We start from the raw sequence: 15,927 nt of genomic DNA on the forward strand, positions 1-15,927 counted from the left end.
CCGCATCCGGACCATGCCCAACCGTCTGTCGAACGTTACGTTCATGCGCCTTGTTACCTTTAGTCGGCAATGCGCCGTATCTGACCCGGCGCGGCCACCCGCAGGCCTTGCCGGCCGGCGAGCTCCTTGAGCTGATAGGGTGAAACCAGGTTGTTCCTCTCAACCGTGAGCTTCACCGCCAGATCCTCTTTCTGGCCCAGACTCTTTTCCATCTTGCGCAGGTCGTAAGCCAGATCCATGCGCTCGATGTTCAGCCATACCGCTCCCAATCCAAGGGTGAGCGCCGCGCCCAGGAGGGCGAGGATCATCCACAGGAGCGTCTTGTCGACTTTGCTCATACTTCCTCTCCGTCGGAGTTGAGTCTCTCCGCCACGCGCAGCTTGGCGCTGCGGCTGCGGGGATTGGCCTTTCTTTCCTCTTCGGACGGGAGTTGCGGCTTTTTCGTCAGCACCTTCATCTCGGGTATGCCGCCGCAGGTGCAATGAAGCTGATGCGGGGGGCATGTACAACCCTTGGCGGCATCCCGAAATGCGTGCTTCACGGCCCTGTCCTCCAGGGAGTGAAACGAAATAATGGCCACTCTTCCGCCCGGTTTCAGGCGTCCGACTATGGTTTTAAGGTAGTACGTCAGTTCCTCAGTTTCCCTGTTGACTGCCATGCGCAGTCCCTGAAAGGTCCGGGTGGCCGGATGGTTGCGCGCCGTATGCCGCATCTTGGGCGGATAGGCGAGCCGTACAATTTCAGCCAGCTGGAGGGTTCTCGTAATAGCCTCCTTTTCCCTTGCCTTCAGTATTGCAGACGCGATTTTCCCGGCCAGGGGATCTTCCCCCATGGTCCGGATGATCCGCGCCAGATCACCGTGTTTGAGCGTATTCACCAGGTCCGCGGCCGACGGGCGGCCCGAGTCCGGGTTCATGCGCATGTCGAGTGGCCCGTCGTGGATGAAGCTGAATCCTCTATCAGCCTCATCGAGCTGCATGGACGAAACGCCGAGGTCCAGGACCGCGCCGTCGATCTCGTCCCAGCCCAGCTCGTCCAGGGCTTCCTCGAACCGGGAGAAGGGCAGGTGGAAGAGGTGTGCCCGGTCGCCGAATTCCTCAAGTCGGCGGCCGGCGTGTCCCAACGCGACCTTGTCCCGGTCGAGCCCGCAGAGCTCGGCCTTTTCGCCTGCCGCCCGCATGAGCGCCAGGCTGTGCCCGCCCATTCCCAGGGTGCCGTCAAGATAACGGCCTCCCGGTGCGGGACGGAGCCACTCGATAACTTCCTGTAAAAGAACCGTTGTGTGCAGGTCGGCCGGTTGCATGGAGCCAGCCATCCTACAGCTTCAGATCCACGTTGTATTCCGCCATCTGGGGCGCGATGTTGCGCCGCCTGCTCATCAGCTCCTCGAAGCTGCCGGCGGGTCGGATCTGAAAGTGGTTTCCCGCGCCCATGACCTCCACGTCGCTCTCCAGCCCGCCGGTCTTGCGCAGCTGGGCGGGGAGGGCGATGCGGCCCTGCTTGTTCACCGCAACTTCGGTGTAGCAGGCGTAGAGCATGAGCTTGGTTTCCTCGACATCCGGGTCCGGGGCCTTTATCTTCTCGATTTCCGATTCGATATGGTCCCACTGGGTCGGGGTGATGCCGATGACCTGGTTGTTGAACACGGTCAGCACGATGTACCCCTCGGGTACATTCTCGAGAATGAGGTCCTTGAACGAGGGCGGCAGGATGAGCCGTCCCTTGTCGTCCAGACTTCTATGTGCGTGACCCCTGAATTTCACTTTTTACCCCGTGGGTGTTTTTGGTCCCACATTTTTACCCGTTTTGTGAACAAAATACCACTTCTTCCCACAGGTGAAGGAAAATCAAGAGAAAGTCAACCGATAATGGAAATTGGAACCGTAAAATAACGAAGGTATCATTGCTTTTTTGACCACGGGAGCCTAGGATTTGGCTGTCGCGGCCATTGCCGCTGCCTTGTAAGTGATTATATTTCTAAAGGAATAGGACGGCGCTCCGATCCACAGGGTACAGGCCTGCTCCGTCCGGGCGCACACAGGGAAGAATCCTTACCATCGGGAGGAACATGGACAGGCACATCAAAATCATCGCCACGCTGGGACCGGGAACGGAGACCTACGAAGCGGTCAAGGAACTGGTGGAGTCCGGGGCCAAGATCTTCCGGCTGAATTTTTCCCATGGCGGCCGCGAGTTCTTCGCGAAGATGGTCGAGATCATCCGCCGCCTTGAGCAGGAAACCGGGCTGACGCTGACTGTCATGCAGGACCTCTCAGGGCCCAAGATCCGAACCTGCGACGTGGGGCTCGGCGCCATCGAGGTCAACAAGGGCACCGAAGTGCTGCTCGGCACTCCCGAGAAGTTCGAGAAAACGGACGAGCCCTTCATCTGCCTGGACATCCCCGAACTGTTCGAGGGCGTGAAGGTGGGCGACCCCGTGGCCCTGTCCGACGGCATGATTCGCTTCGTGGTCAAGAAGGTGGAGGAAGAGCACCTCATCCGCCTGGAGGCCACCAACTCCGGCATGTGCCCGCCGCGCAAGGGCATCACCTTCCCCGGCACCAAGACCCCCCTGGCACCCCTCACCGAAAAGGACAAGAAGGATCTCGCCACAGGCATGGAGCTGGGCGTGGACGTGGTCGCCATGTCCTTTGTCCAGAAGCCCGAGGACATCTGCAACCTGCGGGCCGAGATGATCCAGTACGGCCGCCGGATACCCATCGTGGCCAAGCTGGAGCGGACCGCCGCCCTGGAGTGCCTGGACGATATCATCGCCGAGGCAGACGGGATCATGGTCGCGCGCGGCGATCTCGGCCTGGAGCTTGATCTGGCCGAGCTGCCCGTGGCCCAGAAGCGGATCATCAACGCCTGCAACGAGGCGGGCAAGCCGGTCATCGTGGCCACTCAGATGCTGCTGTCCATGGTCAACTCGCCCATGGCCACCCGCGCCGAGACCACGGACGTGGCCAACGCCATCCTGGACGGCACGGACTGCGTCATGCTCTCAGAGGAGACCGCCATCGGGCGCTATCCCGGCGAAGCCGTCCGGTTCATGCGCAAGATCGCCTATCAGATCGAGGCCTTCATGTTCGAGTCCGGCCTGACCAAGACCGTCGGGGACAGGGAGAAGGAGCACCCGTCCACCTTCCTGGCCCACGCCGCCGCCATGCTGGCGGGCAAGACCGACGCCAAGGCCATCGTCTGCCACTCCACGTCCGGGGCGACCACACGCATCCTTTCGTCGCGGCGGCCCAAGCAGTCCATCTACGCCCTGAGCACGGACCCCGTGGTCCGGCATTTCACCAACCTTTCCTGGGGCGTGATCCCGGCTGAACCCCTGGACGTCATTGAGGACCACCAGGAGCGGGCCGAGGTCTTCGTCCGTCAATGTCCCGATTTCAAGGAAGGCGACATCGCCATCGTCACGGCCGGGCAGCCCGAGAAGGGCAAGAGCGTGACCCAGACCAACGTGGTAAAATTGTATGAGAAACTGGCCAAAGAAGTGAGCTGATGAGCCCCAGAAAGAATACATCCGATACACTGAACGAGGAATACTACCAGATCAGCCAGGGCATCCTGGGCAGCTTCAACAAATACCGCCCGCCGCTCGACCTCTTTGCCTTCAAGGAGGACGTGGCCAGGGTCGTGCCGTACTACAAGACGGGCGACAGGCTCAGCAACGAGCAGGTGGAGGAGTTGGCCCGGCTGACTTCCGAGGGGCTCATTTTCGTTTCCCGGGCCGACCACTCGGTCTACGTCAAGCACATCAGCTACCAGCTCGACCTGGTGCTGGTGGACCGCAACCTTGTGGAACGGGAGATAGCGGACATCTTCACCCAGGCCCTGACCCGCAGGCTGGAAGAGTTCTTCGCCCAGCCCGTGGCCGTGGTTTTCGAGAAGCTCTGGGTCGACATGATGGTGCTGACCGAATACCTCTACAAGGATATCTCCCGGACGCGGGCTCTGGTTCGGCGGCTCCACACGGAACACAGCCTGGAAAACCACAGCCTCAACTGCGGCTATCTCGGCCTGGCCCTGCTGGCCAAGCTCAAGGCTGACAATTTCACTGAAAAGGTTCCGCGCAAGACCTTCGACCGGCTGGCCGCAGGGCTGTTCCTGCACGACATGGGCATGAGCAAGGTGCCCGCCTTCATCCGGGAGAAGGCCAAGCCCCTGGCCCCGGACGAGCGCACCAAGGTGAACGCTCACACCAAGTCCGGTTACGAGATGCTCGCCCGTCTGGACCTGAAGTTCGCCGAGGTGGAGCAATGCGTCACCGAGCACCACGAGCGCGCCAACGGCTCGGGCTATCCGCTCAAGTCGACCAAGCAGGGTTTTGCGGGCCGTCTCTGCGCGCTGGTGGATTCCTTTTGCGCCATGACCGTGAAGCGGCCCTATGCCGAGGCCAAGCCCATGCTCAAGGCCGCTGCCGAGCTGGGTGCGGACCCCGGTTACGACAAGGTCATGGCCAAGGCGCTCCAGGTGTTGCTGGTGGTGGATCTCAAGCTGAAGCCGTAGGCGGGAGCCGAGCTACTGGGCCGATCGCGGCCGGAACCTCTCCGGGCGCGGATCAGTCATTGTCCCGCAATTTCATGTGCAGGAGCGGATACGGCTTGCCCATGCCGTCCCGCTCCGATCGTCCCACGACCTCGAAGCCCATGTGCTCATAGAACTCCAATGCCTGCGGGTTTTGTTCGTTGACGTCGACCCTGGTCGCTTTCAATTCCTCTATCCCATAGGACAGGAGAGCCTTGCCGATGCCCGTGCCTCGGCTATCGGGCGCGATGAAGAGCATTTCGATGCTCTCTTCGGCCACGCCCATGAAACCGAGGATTGCGCCTCGCTCATCCCTGGCGCAAAGCAACTCCACGGCATCGAGGAATGTGTTGAGGATCAACGGCTTGAAATAGAGAATGGCCTCTTCCGTCAGGAAGTCGTGCGTGGCGCGGACCGATGCTTCCCATACGTCGAGGATCTCGGGGTAATCGTTTTTTGAGGCCGGGAGGATTTGCATGGCGAATAGTCCGAGGCTCTTCAGCCGTCGGAAAAGGGCGGCACGCCCCTTGGCCGTGCCGCCTGTCTTGTCTTCTGGAAGATCAGAAAATCTGAACCATGTCGCGGGTCATCTCGCGGTACACGTCGGTGACGTAGACCACGCCCATGACCTTGTCGCCTTCCATTACCAGGGCCCAGTCGCGGCGGGACTTGAGGAAGGTGTCCAGCACGAGCAGGATGGGCTCGTTGGGTTTGAGGATGGGCGGGTTGCGGATGAGGTAGTCATCCAGCCTCATCTGGGTGCAGATGAGGCAGGCGTTGGCGAATTGTTGATCCCAGTCCACCTGGCCGTCCTGCCTGAGGTTTTCGTCCTTGAGCACCGATTGCCGGACCGCCTTGAAAAGCTGCCACAGGTTGATGGCGCCCACGAGTTTGCCCGCCTTGTTTTGGACCACCACCACCTGTGAGTCGGGCGCTTCGACCATGGCCGTGCGCATGACGCGGATGGTCTCCGCCAGGCTGGCATCGTCCCTTACTGCGGGGAATTCGTCGCGCATCATGTCCCAGGCGCGTTTTCTGAGCATCATGGGTTGTCGTCTCCTTGCTGATGTCCGTTTGAGAAAAATCGGGTACTCTCGGTGCCATATCTATCTTTTCCCACACGATTTGTCCACTTTTCGAGCCGGTTTCTGCACAACTTGACTTCCGACCGGAAGGCCTCCACAGTCGATCCATGAAGAAAAGCATCATTTTGTCGGCCTTGCTGGCGCTCCTGCTCCTTGCCGCTCCGGCCCATGCCGGGCTGAAGCCGCCTTACGGACCGGGAGAAAAGTTGACCTACGCCATCTATTGGACCTTCATCCATGCCGGGGACGCCGTGCTGGAGGTTATGCCGGACACCGAAGTGGACGGCGTGCCCGCGCGCCTGTTCCGGGCCGAAGCCAAAACAACGCCGTGGGTGGACAAGTTCTACAAGGTCCGCGACACCATGGAGTCCTGGACCGACAGGGACGTGACACACTCCCTGCGCTATCAAAAGGATCAGAACGAGGGTACCTACCACAAGAAGGTCGACCTCATTTTCGACAAGGACCTGGACATGTCGTTCCGATGGGTGCGCGGCGAACTCAAGCACACCCTGGAACAACCCGAGGACGTGTTCGACCCCATGTCCGTGCTGTTCTCCTTCCGCAAGGCGGTGCTCTACAAGACCATGCGTTTCTCGTCCCATGTCACCGACGGCAAGAAGAGCGTGGTGGGCGAGGCCTACGTGGAGGGGCTGGAGGATGTGGAGACCCCCATGGGCGTGATCCGCGCCTTCAAGGTCAACCTCGACATCAAGCACCTCTCGGGCGTGTTCAAGAAGAGCCGGGATGCGGAGCTGGTGGTCTGGTTCTCGGCGGACGCGCGGAGGATTCCGGTCAAGGTTCGCTCCAAGGTCAAGGTGGGCCATTTTTCCCTTGAGCTGGTGGACTATCGCCCGCCGGATAAAACAACTGATTAATATAATGGCTTCAAATGATTATTGTTAGCATAGTGAAGCCGGATCGTGGAAAACGGTCCGGCTTCATTTTGTTTGAATGCTATAGTCTATCTGGTAGAAGATATTATAAAAGGTTAATAGTTGTCCAATCTTGTCAATGGGTTGTTGGCTACTGTATAGTAGACGTAAGTAAGGGATTGCGCTTTGGCGGGGGGAAATGCGGACTTAGTGAGGGGTGCTGTGAGTAAGCTTTTTGGAGACTACATACGAGCGAGAAGGGAATCCCTGCGCGAGGGGAACCCTGAATACTCCATACGGAAGGTGGCCAAGCGGATAGGCATCCACCACTCCTATTTGAGCAAGATCGAAAGGGGAGAGCCTGCCTCCTTGTCCGAGAAGCGGATGGTCGCCCTGGCCGAAGAGTTGGGGGATGATCCCGATCTCCTTCTGGCCATGAACGGCAAGGTCTCGGAGGATATCCGCCGTGCCGTTTTCGAGGACCCTGAGTGGGTGTTGGAGAAGCTCGGACAGATCAAGTTCGGGCGAAACGGCGACAGTTGATTGCCCGTTTCCTCGGGTCAGCCCGGGAATTCGTGCACCCTGATCTTGTGGCTGCGCGGAAACTCTCGTTTGAGCAAGGTCCTGAGCAGCCGTTTCAGTTCCTTGTGCCCGCTTTTGAACCGCTCCTGCCGGAAGCCGTCTTCGATCACGGCATAGGTTTCCACGTCCTCCTTCATGATTATCACGGAACGGTCGCGCTTGTAGGTGCGCAGGTCCAGCCCCGCTCCCACCGGGAGCTTTTTCAGCCGCGTCAGTATCAGCGGGATCGCGCCCGCCTTGTCGATCACAGCGTTTTCCTTTGCAGGTGGATATCGGCGGAATATTCGCCAAGGTCATAGAGTCGTATTTTGGTGGAGCGGGGAAACTCCCGTTTCATCAGCATCTTGAGCAGTTTTTTCAGCTTGTCGCGGGAGACGAGAAAGCGAGCCTCCTCGAAACCTCTCTCCACCACGTCGAATTCGTCATTGCCCACACGCGCGATGAGCACCGAGCGGTTCCGCTTGTATGTGCGCAGGTCGATGGCGTGCCCTGTGGGCAGCTTTTTCAGCCGATTCATGATAGTGGTAATGGCGGTGGCCTTGTCGATCATGCAGTTAACCATAGACAGCCGCCCGAAACCGTGTCAAACGGGCCATCCATCCCGGCTTCGAAGCGGACGGGAAAACCTTACTCGGAGAGCGCAATGCCCCTTGAAAAAGACAGCACCATACAATGTGAAATAGAATCTCTGGCCTACGGCGGACGCGGCGTGGCGCGCGTGGACGGCATGGCCGTATTCGTAGCGGGCGGCCTGCCCGGCGATGTGGTCAGGGCACGTGTGGTCAAGGCCAAGAAGCGGTTCGCCGAGGCCGTGACCGAAGAGGTCGTCACCCCGTCGCCCAAGCGCGTCGAGCCTGCCTGTCCCCATTTCGGGGTTTGCGGCGGCTGCGCCGTGCAGGATCTGGAATACGCGGAACAACTCGCCCAGAAGAACGGTCAGGTGGAGAACGCGTTGCGTCGCATCGGCGGCGTGGAGACTCCGGTCATGGACGCTCCTGTGGCATCGCCCGCCATCTACCGCTACCGCAACAAGATGGAGTTCGCTTTCGAAGGGCGCGACGGAGAGCTGTTCCTCGGTCTGCGAGCCAACCCGGAGCCCGGCGAGCGAATCGGGCAGGTTCTCGATTTGACTGAGTGCCACCTCTGCGCGGTGCGAGACATGGAGATGGTGCACTTCGTGCGCGACTTCTGCCGCGAATCCAACGTTGCTGCCTATCATCCGCCCACGGACACCGGCTTCTGGCGGCACCTTGTCCTCCGCCACACTTCCATCGGCCAGGTTCAGGTCCATCTGATCACCACTGCGGACGAGCGCAAGTACAATCTGCCCGAGGAATTGGGCGAGGCGCTGATCGACCGCTTCCCGGAGATCATGTCTTTTGTCCACTCCCTCCGCACCAAGCGTTCGACCGTCGCCTACGGCGAGCAGGCCATCTTCCGCCTGGGCCACAAGTTCGTGGAGGAGCGGCTGCCCAAGGGCGAGTCCATGGTGCGCTATCACCTCGCGCCCAATACCTTTTTCCAGACCAACACCGGGGGCGCGGCCGAACTCTTCGCCACCGTGGCAGAATACGCCGCCCTTACCGGTCACGAGACCGTCCTCGACCTTTACTGCGGGGCCGGTGCCATCGGCATCTATCTCGCCGACCAGGCCGGACAGGTCATCGGCTACGAGATCAACGAGGAGGCCATCGGCAAGGCATGGGCCTCTGCCAAACTGAACCGCATCAACAATTGCGAATTTCACGCGCTCTCCCTCGAATCCGGCATCGAGGGCGTGGATGATCTGCCCACCCCGGACGTGGTTGTGATCGATCCGCCCCGGTCCGGCATTCAGGAGAAGACCGCCGAGTCCTTGCTGCGGCTGGCGCCGCCGCGCATCGTGGCTGTTTCGTGCGATCCGACCACGCTCGCGCGCGATGTGAAGCGGTTGTCCGGCAAGTATGCGCTCGAGCGCGTTCGGGCCGTGGATATGTTTCCGCATACACATCATGTGGAGACGGTGGCCCTGCTGGTTAAGAAGTAGGGTGCCTGACGGCGTCTTGAAGAGAAAAGGAAGGCCGCCCTTATGGCAAGACGTTTTCCATAAATGTTGACGAAAACACTGTAAATTAATCGTAACCCCCTGTTCGCTTTGGCGAACAGGGGATTCTTCTTATGGGTAAAATATTTTCCCAGGTTGCCTAATTCGGCGCATTATTTTCTCGATGAAATGGTAATCACACTACTTCCGATTAGTTGCAATAATTGAGAATAGTTCTTGACTTTTTTTGAGAATATGTTATAATACATATTCAAGTCCGATATGGATTTAGATCGATTTTACAAGGTGGATTTTATGAGTAATTTTAAGTTTTCTTTTAACCAAACAAATGAAGGAGACCTCTTCCCCCATGCTAAATGCATGCGGTGCGGCGAGGATCATGTTTTTGGCGTCCTTGACGACGACCCAACGTTCTCGGATAGAATCAATTATTCTGTTAATTGCAGAAAATGCAACGCCGTAGGCGAAGCCATCTATAAAAAAGTAGATGGTGAATGGACCTTTAACCCCTGCGAATAGCACTTTTCCTCTCCTTCATTAGCCCCCCCCATCGGGGGCTTTCATTTATCGCGCACTATTTTGAAATCGTTTGCCATCGGATGACATGCGCCCTGCTTTGCGGCATAGTCACGCCAAAATATATAGCGAGGTTGCCGTCATGGATTTGAAGGAATTTGTCGCCGAGTCGCTGAAACAAATTATTGATGGAATAAAAGAGGCCCAAGAATATGCTTCCCAAAATGGTGGGGTGGTCGCCCCATCCTATAACAATTTTACAGGGAGACAGGGATCCGAAGGCCATAAGCAAAGCGTATTGCTTGATGTGGCTGTGACCACCCAGGAGAGCAAAGGGCAGGAAGGTCGAGCTGGTTTGAAAATTCCTTTCCTTGATGCCGGGGGGACACTCTCTGCAGATCAAGTCAATTCGACAGTATCCAGAATCAAGTTCGCTGTTCCCGTTGAGTACCCTGTTCAAAAAGACTGACAGCATTTCATCCACCTACTGTCAAAGAACGTCACCTCGGTGAAGCACAACGAAAAGCCTCCGAGTTTCTGGGGGCTTTTTTCCCAACATTTATGGAAAACGTCTTGCCCTTATGGGGCGGCTTTTTTCATGGGATGCGCGCCGATGGCGCGAGAGCCGGGTTTGGGGGCTGCGCCCCCAAAAGCCCTCCATGCCCTCCCGGCGGGGTCCATTTCTTTTGCTGCGCCAAAAGAAATAGACGAAAGAAAAGGCGCTTGAAGCGTTATCACCGCCCCGGTGCTCGCTGGCGAGAATCTCATCCAACCCGGTCGGCTCCAGACTACGTGGAGCGGAACGCCCTGCCAATTTTACCGTACGTAGGCCGTCCCACTCCGTGCGAGTTCTGGCACAAGAGCCACCGCCCGGTTTGGTGAGCTTCTAGGCCCGTGAGCAAGGGGCTGACTGCGGACCTTTGAGAAGGAAGTCGTAGCGCCGAATTGCTTCTTTTTGATTCGTAATGGGGTGTCAACTCGGATTGATGGGCGAGGACAAGCTGCCCTTATAGCATAACAGGGTGTCAGCTCGACTTGGCGGACAAAGAAGAATTGCCTTGTTCGGTAAGCTACCAATCATCCAGGCAGCGACCTGTCATCGAGTTCGGGGCTTAGAGCCGCTTGCACACGGCTGAAGCGCAGCCCGAAGCGCGCCTGCCCGCAGGCTTTCGCTTTTCGGGCAGCGGAAGCCGTGTTAGCGGCTCTTGGCCTCGAAATCGCGCTGCAGCACCAACAGAGCGACTTTTGCTTACTTTTGGGCGCTCCGGTCCAAAAGTAAGTCGCCCCGGAAGGGGCGAAACCCTTCATCCAATCATCGCCGCCGACAGGCGGCTTCCTTTTCTCTTCTTCTCCCAGCGCCGCAGGCATCGTAAAATAAAAAGGCCGCCCATATGGGCGGCCTTCCCTTACTTCTTCAAAACAAAAAATCTCACCACCTACCCGCCATATTCCTTCAAATACCCTTCCAGCCGGTCCATCCCTTCACGAATGTCGTCCAGCGAGGTGGCGTAGGAGAAGCGGATGAACCCTTCGGCACCTTCACCGAAGTCGATCCCCGGCGTGACGCCGATCTTCGCCTTCTTCAGGATGTCATAGGCCAGGGCCAGGGACGAGCCGTCGAACTTCGCGGCCAGGTGGCGCATGTTCACCAGCACGTAGAACGCGCCCGTGGGGTCGTGCTTGATGTCGAAGCCCATGCCCTTGAGCCGCTCAAGCATGTACACGCGCCGCTTGTTGTAGGTCTCCTTCATCCGCGCAACGTCCTCGTCCGCTTCTTTCAGAGCCGCGACCCCGCCCCACTGGGCCATGGTGTTGGCCGAGATGAAGAAGTTCTGGCAGACCGTCTGCAGGGTGCGCATGAAGTCCGGCGGCGCGATGACGTAGCCCAGCCGCCAGCCGGTCATGGCGTAGAGCTTGGAAAAGCCGTTGAGCACGAAGGCGCGGTCCGTGTATTCGAGGATGGAGTGCTCGGTGCCCTCGTAAACCAGGCCGTGGTAGATCTCATCCGAGACCACCCAGAGGCCCTTTTCCTCGGCCAGGGCCGCGATGCCCTTGAGCCGCTCCTCGGAGAGCAGCGTGCCCGTGGGGTTGGCCGGAGAGTTGATCAGGATGGCCTTGACGTTATCGTTGGCCTCCACTGCCTCGCGGATGGCCGAAACGCGGAGTTGGAAGCTGTCCTCTTCGGTGACCGTGATCTTGACCGGCTCCGCGCCCGCAAAGGTGATGAAGTTGTCGTAGCAGGCGTAACACGGGTCCGAGGTGATGACCTTGTCTCCCTCCTCAAGGATGGCGGAGAACAGGGCGAGCATGGCCGGGCTGGTGCCCTGGGTGACGGCGATGTTGGCCGGGTCCACATCCACGCCGTAGCGCTTTTGGTAATCCTCGGCCACGGCCTCGCGCAGCTCGGGGATGCCCAGGGAGTGGGTATAGTGGGTGTGGCCCTTGTCCAGCGCCTCGCAGGACGCGCGCTTGGCGCACTCCGGCGTGTCGAAGTCAGGCTCGCCCACCTCCATGTGGATGACGGATTCGCCGTTGCGTTCCATCGCCTGGGCCTTTTCCAGGATTTCCATGACCAGAAACGGGGTAATGCCGCAGCATCGTTTCGAAATGCTCATCGCCTTTCCGTCCTCCAACGAAAAACCCCGCCCCGGGCCGTGAACAGCCTGGGGCGAGGGAAGCTGTTGAATCAATCGACTTCCAATGATTTAGGAAACTTCCACAACCTCGATGTCAAAGACAAGGGTCTTTCCGGCCAGAGGGTGGTTGCCGTCCAGGGTGACCGTCTCCTCATCGAACTCGGTGACCCGCACATAGGCGGGCTGGCCGTCTTCGGTGCGCAGCTCCAGCATGACGCCTTCCTGCAGCTCGACATTGGGCGGAATCTGGTTGCGGCGGACCTGGAAGACCAACTGCGGGTTGGGATCGCCATACCCCTCTGCCGGGGGAATCTCGGTGGTGACCTTGTCGCCCACGGATTTGCCGATGACTGCCTTTTCAAAACCGGCGATGACCATGCCCTCGCCCAGCTTGAACTCCAGCGGGTCGCGGCCTTCGCTCGAATCGAACCTGCTGCCGTCTTCTTTCAACGTGCCGGTGTAGTGTACCTTGACGGTGCTTCCTTGTTGTGCGGTCATGCTGACTCCTTGTGCTTGCTTTGCCTCCGGCGGCCAAGGGGAAGGGGAGAGAGGGAAACCCTTTGCACAGGGCTTTCCCTCTCTCCCCTTCCCCCTGGACCCCCATCCCCTCTCTTCCTTTCCTGAACCCTGTGGCGCCGCTGACGCGGGGCGGAAGGCGGGTATGGTGCACTGTCGCTCGGGAAAGCACACGAGGGCGTTAGTTCTACTTGCGGTTTATTCGCTTGTTTCCATCCGATAAATTCAGGGGATAGTAGAATACATCGAAGTTGATGTACACCCCGGGGCAACTTGGCGGTCTTTCGATCCATCCCCTCTAGTGTCTCAGTCTCTTTCTGATTTCTTGACCTGCCGCAAACTCGATTTTCCGATGGCCTCGGAATATCCTGCGGCGCGACAAAAAGTTTGGGAAAGGGGATGGGATGGGGGCCCGGGGGAAGGGAAGGGGGCGAACCCTTCTCTAAGGGTTTTCCCCTTCCCTTCCCCCGGCCGCCGGAGGCCTTGCCTCCTAATAATCGAATCCGGTGACCTGGCGGACTTCGTCCATGGTCTTTTCGGCAAAGGCGCGTGCCTTCTTGTTGCCGTCGTGCAGGATTTCGCGGACGCGCTCGTCGGTGCAGGCGGCGCGGCGTTCCTGCATGGGAGTGAGGAATCGTTCCATGGACTCCATGAGCAGCTTTTTGCAATCCACGCAACCCCAGGAGGCGTTGCGACAGCCTTCCTGAATCTCCGGCAGCTTTTCCGGATCGGTGAGCAGCCGGTGATAGGGGTAGAGGTTGCAGATTTCCGGGTCGCCCGGGTCGGACTTGCGCAGTCGGTTCTCGTCGGTCTTCATGCCGCGCAGTTTGGGCATGATCTCCTCCATGGGCTCGGAGAGCATGATGGAGTTGCCGTAGGACTTGGACATCTTGCGTCCGTCCAGGCCGAGGAGCTTGGACTCTTCGGTGAGCATGTCCGCCGGTTCCGGGAAAAGGTCGGTGTTGTTCAGGTGGTTGAAGCGGCGGGCGATCTCGCGGGTCAGCTCCAGGTGCGGGAGCTGGTCCTTGCCAACGGGCACGGCGCACGCCTTGTACATGAGGATATCGGTGCTCATGAGCACGGGATAGCCCAGGAAGCCGTAGGTGTTCAGGTCCTTCTGGACCAGTTCGGTCTTCTGTTCCTTGTAGGTGGGGCAGCGCTCCAGCCAGCCGAGCGGGGTGGTCATCGAGAGCATGAGGTGCAGCTCTGCGTGTTCCTTGATCTTGGACTGCTGGAAGATGACGCATTTTTCCGGGTCCAGGCCGGAGGCGACCCAATCCTTGACCAGGCCGGGCACGAAGCCCTTGATCCGGGTGGGATTGGCGTATTCGCTGGTCAGGGCGTGCCAGTCGGCCACGAAAAAGTAGCAGTCGTATTCTTCCTGGAGCTTGATCCAGTTGGCGATGACGCCGAAGTAGTGACCGAGGTGGAGGGGGCCGGTGGGCCGCATGCCGGAGAGAATGCGTTTGTTGTCGCTCATGATGGAATCGCTGGGTTTATATGTTGACGCCGAGCAGGGCGGCCGCGCCCGAGACCAGGGGGAAGATCACCTGGCCCACCAGGGAGTAGCCGGAGAAGCGCCCGACAAGGATCAGGCCGATGAGGATGAAGAATCCGTATCGGCTGAGGCTCATGTACTTGTAAGCCAGACGAGGCGGCAGAAAATACGCCAGAACGTTGCTGCCGTCCAGTGGCGGGATGGGAATGAGGTTGAAGATGCCGAGGACAAGGTTCACGAAGACCCCGGCCTCGCAGATGTAATACAGGGGCACCACCACTGACTGGGCCAGCCCTCCTTGGGTGAAGGGGATCGAGGCCAGCAGGTGCAGGACGATGGCGAAGACGCAGGCGAGGATGAAATTGACGCCCGGACCGGCGATGGCGGTGAGCAGCATGCCCTTGCGCGGGTCCTTGAAGTAGTTCGGATTGATGGGCACGGGCTTGGCCCAGCCGAACTGGACGAAAAAGAAGGCCAGGGTTCCCAGCGGGTCCAGATGCCTGATGGGGTTGAGCGTCAGCCGTCCCATGGACTTGGCCGTGGGGTCGCCGAGCAGATAGGCGACGTAGCCGTGGGCCACCTCATGGCAGACCAGGGCGATGAGCAGGCCGGGAGCAAGGATGACCGCCTGCTGGAGGGCGGCTGCGGAAAAGAAAGCGGGCATGCGAAGCGGCTACCATGCGAGGGTGGGCGACGCAAGCGGAATGTCCGTGACGATCCCTTACGGGTGCGCCGCAACAGGACGTTTGCCAGGGATGAACCGGAACCGGTCCAGCGCTTCCCGCGTCTCTTGGGTGACGTGGTGCCCTGGCAGGTCGATGCGGACCCGTTTCTCCAGCTTGGCCTCATGCAGGGCAGTTGCAAAAGCCGGGGTGGAGGTCAGGAGTTCCTGGAATTCGCCGGACTCATACGCGGCCTCGAGACCACGGAGGATGTCGTTGTGGAGGTCCTGCCTGTCCTTTCCCACAAAGAAGTAGAAGGCAAATGGGTAGGTCAGCAGCAGGTGCTCGTCGATGACCAGTTCCGGGTTGGTGCCCTTTTGCAGCCGATACTCTCCGCCAATCTCGAAAAGCCCGCGCGGGAAGAGGTCCACCCGGCCGGCGGCGGTCATCCTGTAGAGGAGTTCCCCTTTGTACACCTCCTCGACACGGAGGCCTGCGGCCCTGAGGATGGGGACATCGGCCCAGCCGAGCCCCTGGATGAAAGTGAACTCGCGGAGATCCTCCAGGGTGCGTACCGACTTCAGCTTGCCTGCCGTGGCCTTGTTGGTGAGCAGGATGCGCTGTCCCGAGCCGACACCGAGCATGATGGGTGCGTGCACCGCCAACAGCTCGGTTTCGAGCTTCGGGCTCGTGCCCAGAACGATGACGCAAGCCTCGCCAGGGGTCTTGATGCGCTCGATTCGACGTAATTGAGAGGACTCGTCTATGCTGACGGCGACGCGGTAGGGCTTGCCGGACTTGGTGAGCGCAAGCTTGAGAAGCGCCTCGTTGTAGCCCTCGCCCGCATTCTCTGCGGATTGGATGAGATGAACCGTCTCCGGCTCCTCCGCCAGGCAGGGCAAACAGGCTCCCAGGAGCAGGGTCAGAATTGTAAGCAAAAGGCGCGGCACGCTTCATTCTCCGGATGATGTGGGAAC

Annotated in this window: 18 protein-coding genes; 6 read left to right on the plus strand and 12 right to left on the minus strand. The window is 59.4% G+C overall.

All coding sequences use genetic code 11. From position 1 onward, the window contains the following. Positions 1-59: 59 nt before the first annotated feature. The 3 genes from GM415_RS08265 to GM415_RS08275 are packed head-to-tail and all read right to left on the minus strand — an operon-like array spanning position 60 to position 1,763. Positions 60-338 carry a hypothetical protein gene (locus GM415_RS08265; RefSeq protein WP_158947342.1) on the minus strand — a complete coding sequence of 93 codons (279 nt, stop codon included), beginning with the start codon at positions 336-338 and terminating at the stop codon, positions 60-62. After that, the gene (gene rsmH / locus GM415_RS08270) at positions 335-1,303 is read right to left on the minus strand and encodes a 16S rRNA (cytosine(1402)-N(4))-methyltransferase RsmH (protein ID WP_242012416.1); all 969 of its coding nucleotides are present in this window, start codon (positions 1,301-1,303) and stop codon (positions 335-337) included. The genes GM415_RS08265 and rsmH overlap by 4 nt, the downstream gene beginning before the upstream one ends. 13 nt (positions 1,304-1,316) lie before the next feature. Further along, positions 1,317-1,763 carry a division/cell wall cluster transcriptional repressor MraZ gene (locus GM415_RS08275; RefSeq protein ID WP_158947344.1) on the minus strand — a complete coding sequence of 149 codons (447 nt, stop codon included), beginning with the start codon at positions 1,761-1,763 and terminating at the stop codon, positions 1,317-1,319. A gap of 305 nt (positions 1,764-2,068) precedes the next feature. On the opposite strand from GM415_RS08275, the gene pyk reads away from it, so the two are divergent. Both pyk and GM415_RS08285 read left to right on the plus strand, forming a co-directional pair. Further along, positions 2,069-3,511: a pyruvate kinase gene (pyk, locus tag GM415_RS08280; protein WP_158947345.1), complete on the plus strand. Its 1,443-nt coding sequence runs from the start codon at positions 2,069-2,071 to the stop codon at positions 3,509-3,511. Beyond that, entirely contained in the window at positions 3,511-4,518 is a 1,008-nt protein-coding gene (locus GM415_RS08285; RefSeq protein WP_158947346.1) for an HD-GYP domain-containing protein, read from the plus strand. The genes pyk and GM415_RS08285 overlap by 1 nt, the downstream gene beginning before the upstream one ends. A gap of 52 nt (positions 4,519-4,570) precedes the next feature. Here the strand turns inward: GM415_RS08285 and GM415_RS08290 are convergent, their stop codons facing one another. Continuing rightward, positions 4,571-5,014, minus strand: a complete 444-nt coding sequence (locus GM415_RS08290; RefSeq protein WP_158947347.1) for an acetyltransferase — start codon at positions 5,012-5,014, stop codon at positions 4,571-4,573. An 82-nt stretch (positions 5,015-5,096) separates the two neighbouring features. Further along, complete coding sequence (locus GM415_RS08295) at positions 5,097-5,582, minus strand: CBS domain-containing protein (protein WP_158947348.1); 486 nt, start codon at positions 5,580-5,582, stop codon at positions 5,097-5,099. A 146-nt stretch (positions 5,583-5,728) separates the two neighbouring features. Here GM415_RS08295 and GM415_RS08300 point away from each other — a divergent pair, with 146 nt between their 5' ends. Together GM415_RS08300 and GM415_RS08305 are read left to right on the plus strand one after the other, a co-directional pair. After that, positions 5,729-6,499: a DUF3108 domain-containing protein gene (locus tag GM415_RS08300; RefSeq protein WP_158947349.1), complete on the plus strand. Its 771-nt coding sequence runs from the start codon at positions 5,729-5,731 to the stop codon at positions 6,497-6,499. A gap of 219 nt (positions 6,500-6,718) precedes the next feature. Further along, on the plus strand, positions 6,719-7,039 hold the full coding sequence (locus GM415_RS08305; RefSeq protein WP_158947350.1) for a helix-turn-helix domain-containing protein: 321 nt from the start codon (positions 6,719-6,721) through the stop codon (positions 7,037-7,039). 17 nt (positions 7,040-7,056) lie between these two features. Here GM415_RS08305 and GM415_RS08310 read toward each other — a convergent pair whose 3' ends face one another. Both GM415_RS08310 and GM415_RS08315 read right to left on the minus strand, forming a co-directional pair. Then, the gene (locus GM415_RS08310) at positions 7,057-7,326 is read right to left on the minus strand and encodes a hypothetical protein (RefSeq protein ID WP_158947351.1); all 270 of its coding nucleotides are present in this window, start codon (positions 7,324-7,326) and stop codon (positions 7,057-7,059) included. Continuing rightward, on the minus strand, positions 7,323-7,640 hold the full coding sequence (locus GM415_RS08315; protein ID WP_158947352.1) for a hypothetical protein: 318 nt from the start codon (positions 7,638-7,640) through the stop codon (positions 7,323-7,325). The genes GM415_RS08310 and GM415_RS08315 overlap by 4 nt, the downstream gene beginning before the upstream one ends. Positions 7,641-7,721: 81 nt before the next feature. On the opposite strand from GM415_RS08315, the gene rlmD reads away from it, so the two are divergent. Continuing rightward, complete coding sequence (gene rlmD / locus GM415_RS08320) at positions 7,722-9,104, plus strand: 23S rRNA (uracil(1939)-C(5))-methyltransferase RlmD (RefSeq protein WP_158947353.1); 1,383 nt, start codon at positions 7,722-7,724, stop codon at positions 9,102-9,104. Positions 9,105-9,780: 676 nt separating this feature from the next. Then, complete coding sequence (locus GM415_RS08325; protein ID WP_158947354.1) at positions 9,781-10,107, plus strand: hypothetical protein; 327 nt, start codon at positions 9,781-9,783, stop codon at positions 10,105-10,107. Between the two features lie 967 nt (positions 10,108-11,074). Here GM415_RS08325 and GM415_RS08330 read toward each other — a convergent pair. The 5 genes from GM415_RS08330 to GM415_RS08350 form a co-directional block, all read right to left on the minus strand. Then, complete coding sequence (locus GM415_RS08330; RefSeq protein ID WP_158947355.1) at positions 11,075-12,253, minus strand: pyridoxal phosphate-dependent aminotransferase; 1,179 nt, start codon at positions 12,251-12,253, stop codon at positions 11,075-11,077. A 90-nt stretch (positions 12,254-12,343) separates the two neighbouring features. Continuing rightward, positions 12,344-12,772: an FKBP-type peptidyl-prolyl cis-trans isomerase gene (locus tag GM415_RS08335; protein ID WP_158947356.1), complete on the minus strand. Its 429-nt coding sequence runs from the start codon at positions 12,770-12,772 to the stop codon at positions 12,344-12,346. A gap of 508 nt (positions 12,773-13,280) precedes the next feature. Further along, the gene (trpS, locus tag GM415_RS08340; RefSeq protein ID WP_158947357.1) at positions 13,281-14,270 is read right to left on the minus strand and encodes a tryptophan--tRNA ligase; all 990 of its coding nucleotides are present in this window, start codon (positions 14,268-14,270) and stop codon (positions 13,281-13,283) included. Positions 14,271-14,286: 16 nt separating this feature from the next. After that, complete coding sequence (locus tag GM415_RS08345; RefSeq protein ID WP_158947358.1) at positions 14,287-14,952, minus strand: site-2 protease family protein; 666 nt, start codon at positions 14,950-14,952, stop codon at positions 14,287-14,289. 57 nt (positions 14,953-15,009) lie between these two features. Beyond that, positions 15,010-15,900 (minus strand): type 2 periplasmic-binding domain-containing protein, encoded by an 891-nt coding sequence (locus GM415_RS08350; RefSeq protein ID WP_158947359.1) that lies wholly within the window; start codon positions 15,898-15,900, stop codon positions 15,010-15,012. Positions 15,901-15,927 lie beyond the last annotated feature (27 nt).

Source organism: Pseudodesulfovibrio cashew, from assembly GCF_009762795.1.
Taxonomy (GTDB): domain Bacteria; phylum Desulfobacterota; class Desulfovibrionia; order Desulfovibrionales; family Desulfovibrionaceae; genus Pseudodesulfovibrio; species Pseudodesulfovibrio cashew.

Coding starts and splice junctions, on each gene's coding strand:
- GM415_RS08265 (WP_158947342.1), bottom strand. CDS start 338: ATGAGCAAAGTCGACAAGACGCTCCTGTGGATGATCCTCGCCCTCCTG.
- rsmH (WP_242012416.1), bottom strand. CDS start 1,303: ATGCAACCGGCCGACCTGCACACAACGGTTCTTTTACAGGAAGTTATC.
- pyk (WP_158947345.1), top strand. CDS start 2,069: ATGGACAGGCACATCAAAATCATCGCCACGCTGGGACCGGGAACGGAG.
- GM415_RS08285 (WP_158947346.1), top strand. CDS start 3,511: ATGAGCCCCAGAAAGAATACATCCGATACACTGAACGAGGAATACTAC.
- GM415_RS08290 (WP_158947347.1), bottom strand. CDS start 5,014: ATGCAAATCCTCCCGGCCTCAAAAAACGATTACCCCGAGATCCTCGAC.
- GM415_RS08295 (WP_158947348.1), bottom strand. CDS start 5,582: ATGATGCTCAGAAAACGCGCCTGGGACATGATGCGCGACGAATTCCCC.
- GM415_RS08300 (WP_158947349.1), top strand. CDS start 5,729: ATGAAGAAAAGCATCATTTTGTCGGCCTTGCTGGCGCTCCTGCTCCTT.
- GM415_RS08315 (WP_158947352.1), bottom strand. CDS start 7,640: ATGGTTAACTGCATGATCGACAAGGCCACCGCCATTACCACTATCATG.
- rlmD (WP_158947353.1), top strand. CDS start 7,722: ATGCCCCTTGAAAAAGACAGCACCATACAATGTGAAATAGAATCTCTG.
- GM415_RS08325 (WP_158947354.1), top strand. CDS start 9,781: ATGGATTTGAAGGAATTTGTCGCCGAGTCGCTGAAACAAATTATTGAT.
- GM415_RS08330 (WP_158947355.1), bottom strand. CDS start 12,253: ATGAGCATTTCGAAACGATGCTGCGGCATTACCCCGTTTCTGGTCATG.
- GM415_RS08335 (WP_158947356.1), bottom strand. CDS start 12,772: ATGACCGCACAACAAGGAAGCACCGTCAAGGTACACTACACCGGCACG.
- trpS (WP_158947357.1), bottom strand. CDS start 14,270: ATGAGCGACAACAAACGCATTCTCTCCGGCATGCGGCCCACCGGCCCC.
- GM415_RS08345 (WP_158947358.1), bottom strand. CDS start 14,952: ATGCCCGCTTTCTTTTCCGCAGCCGCCCTCCAGCAGGCGGTCATCCTT.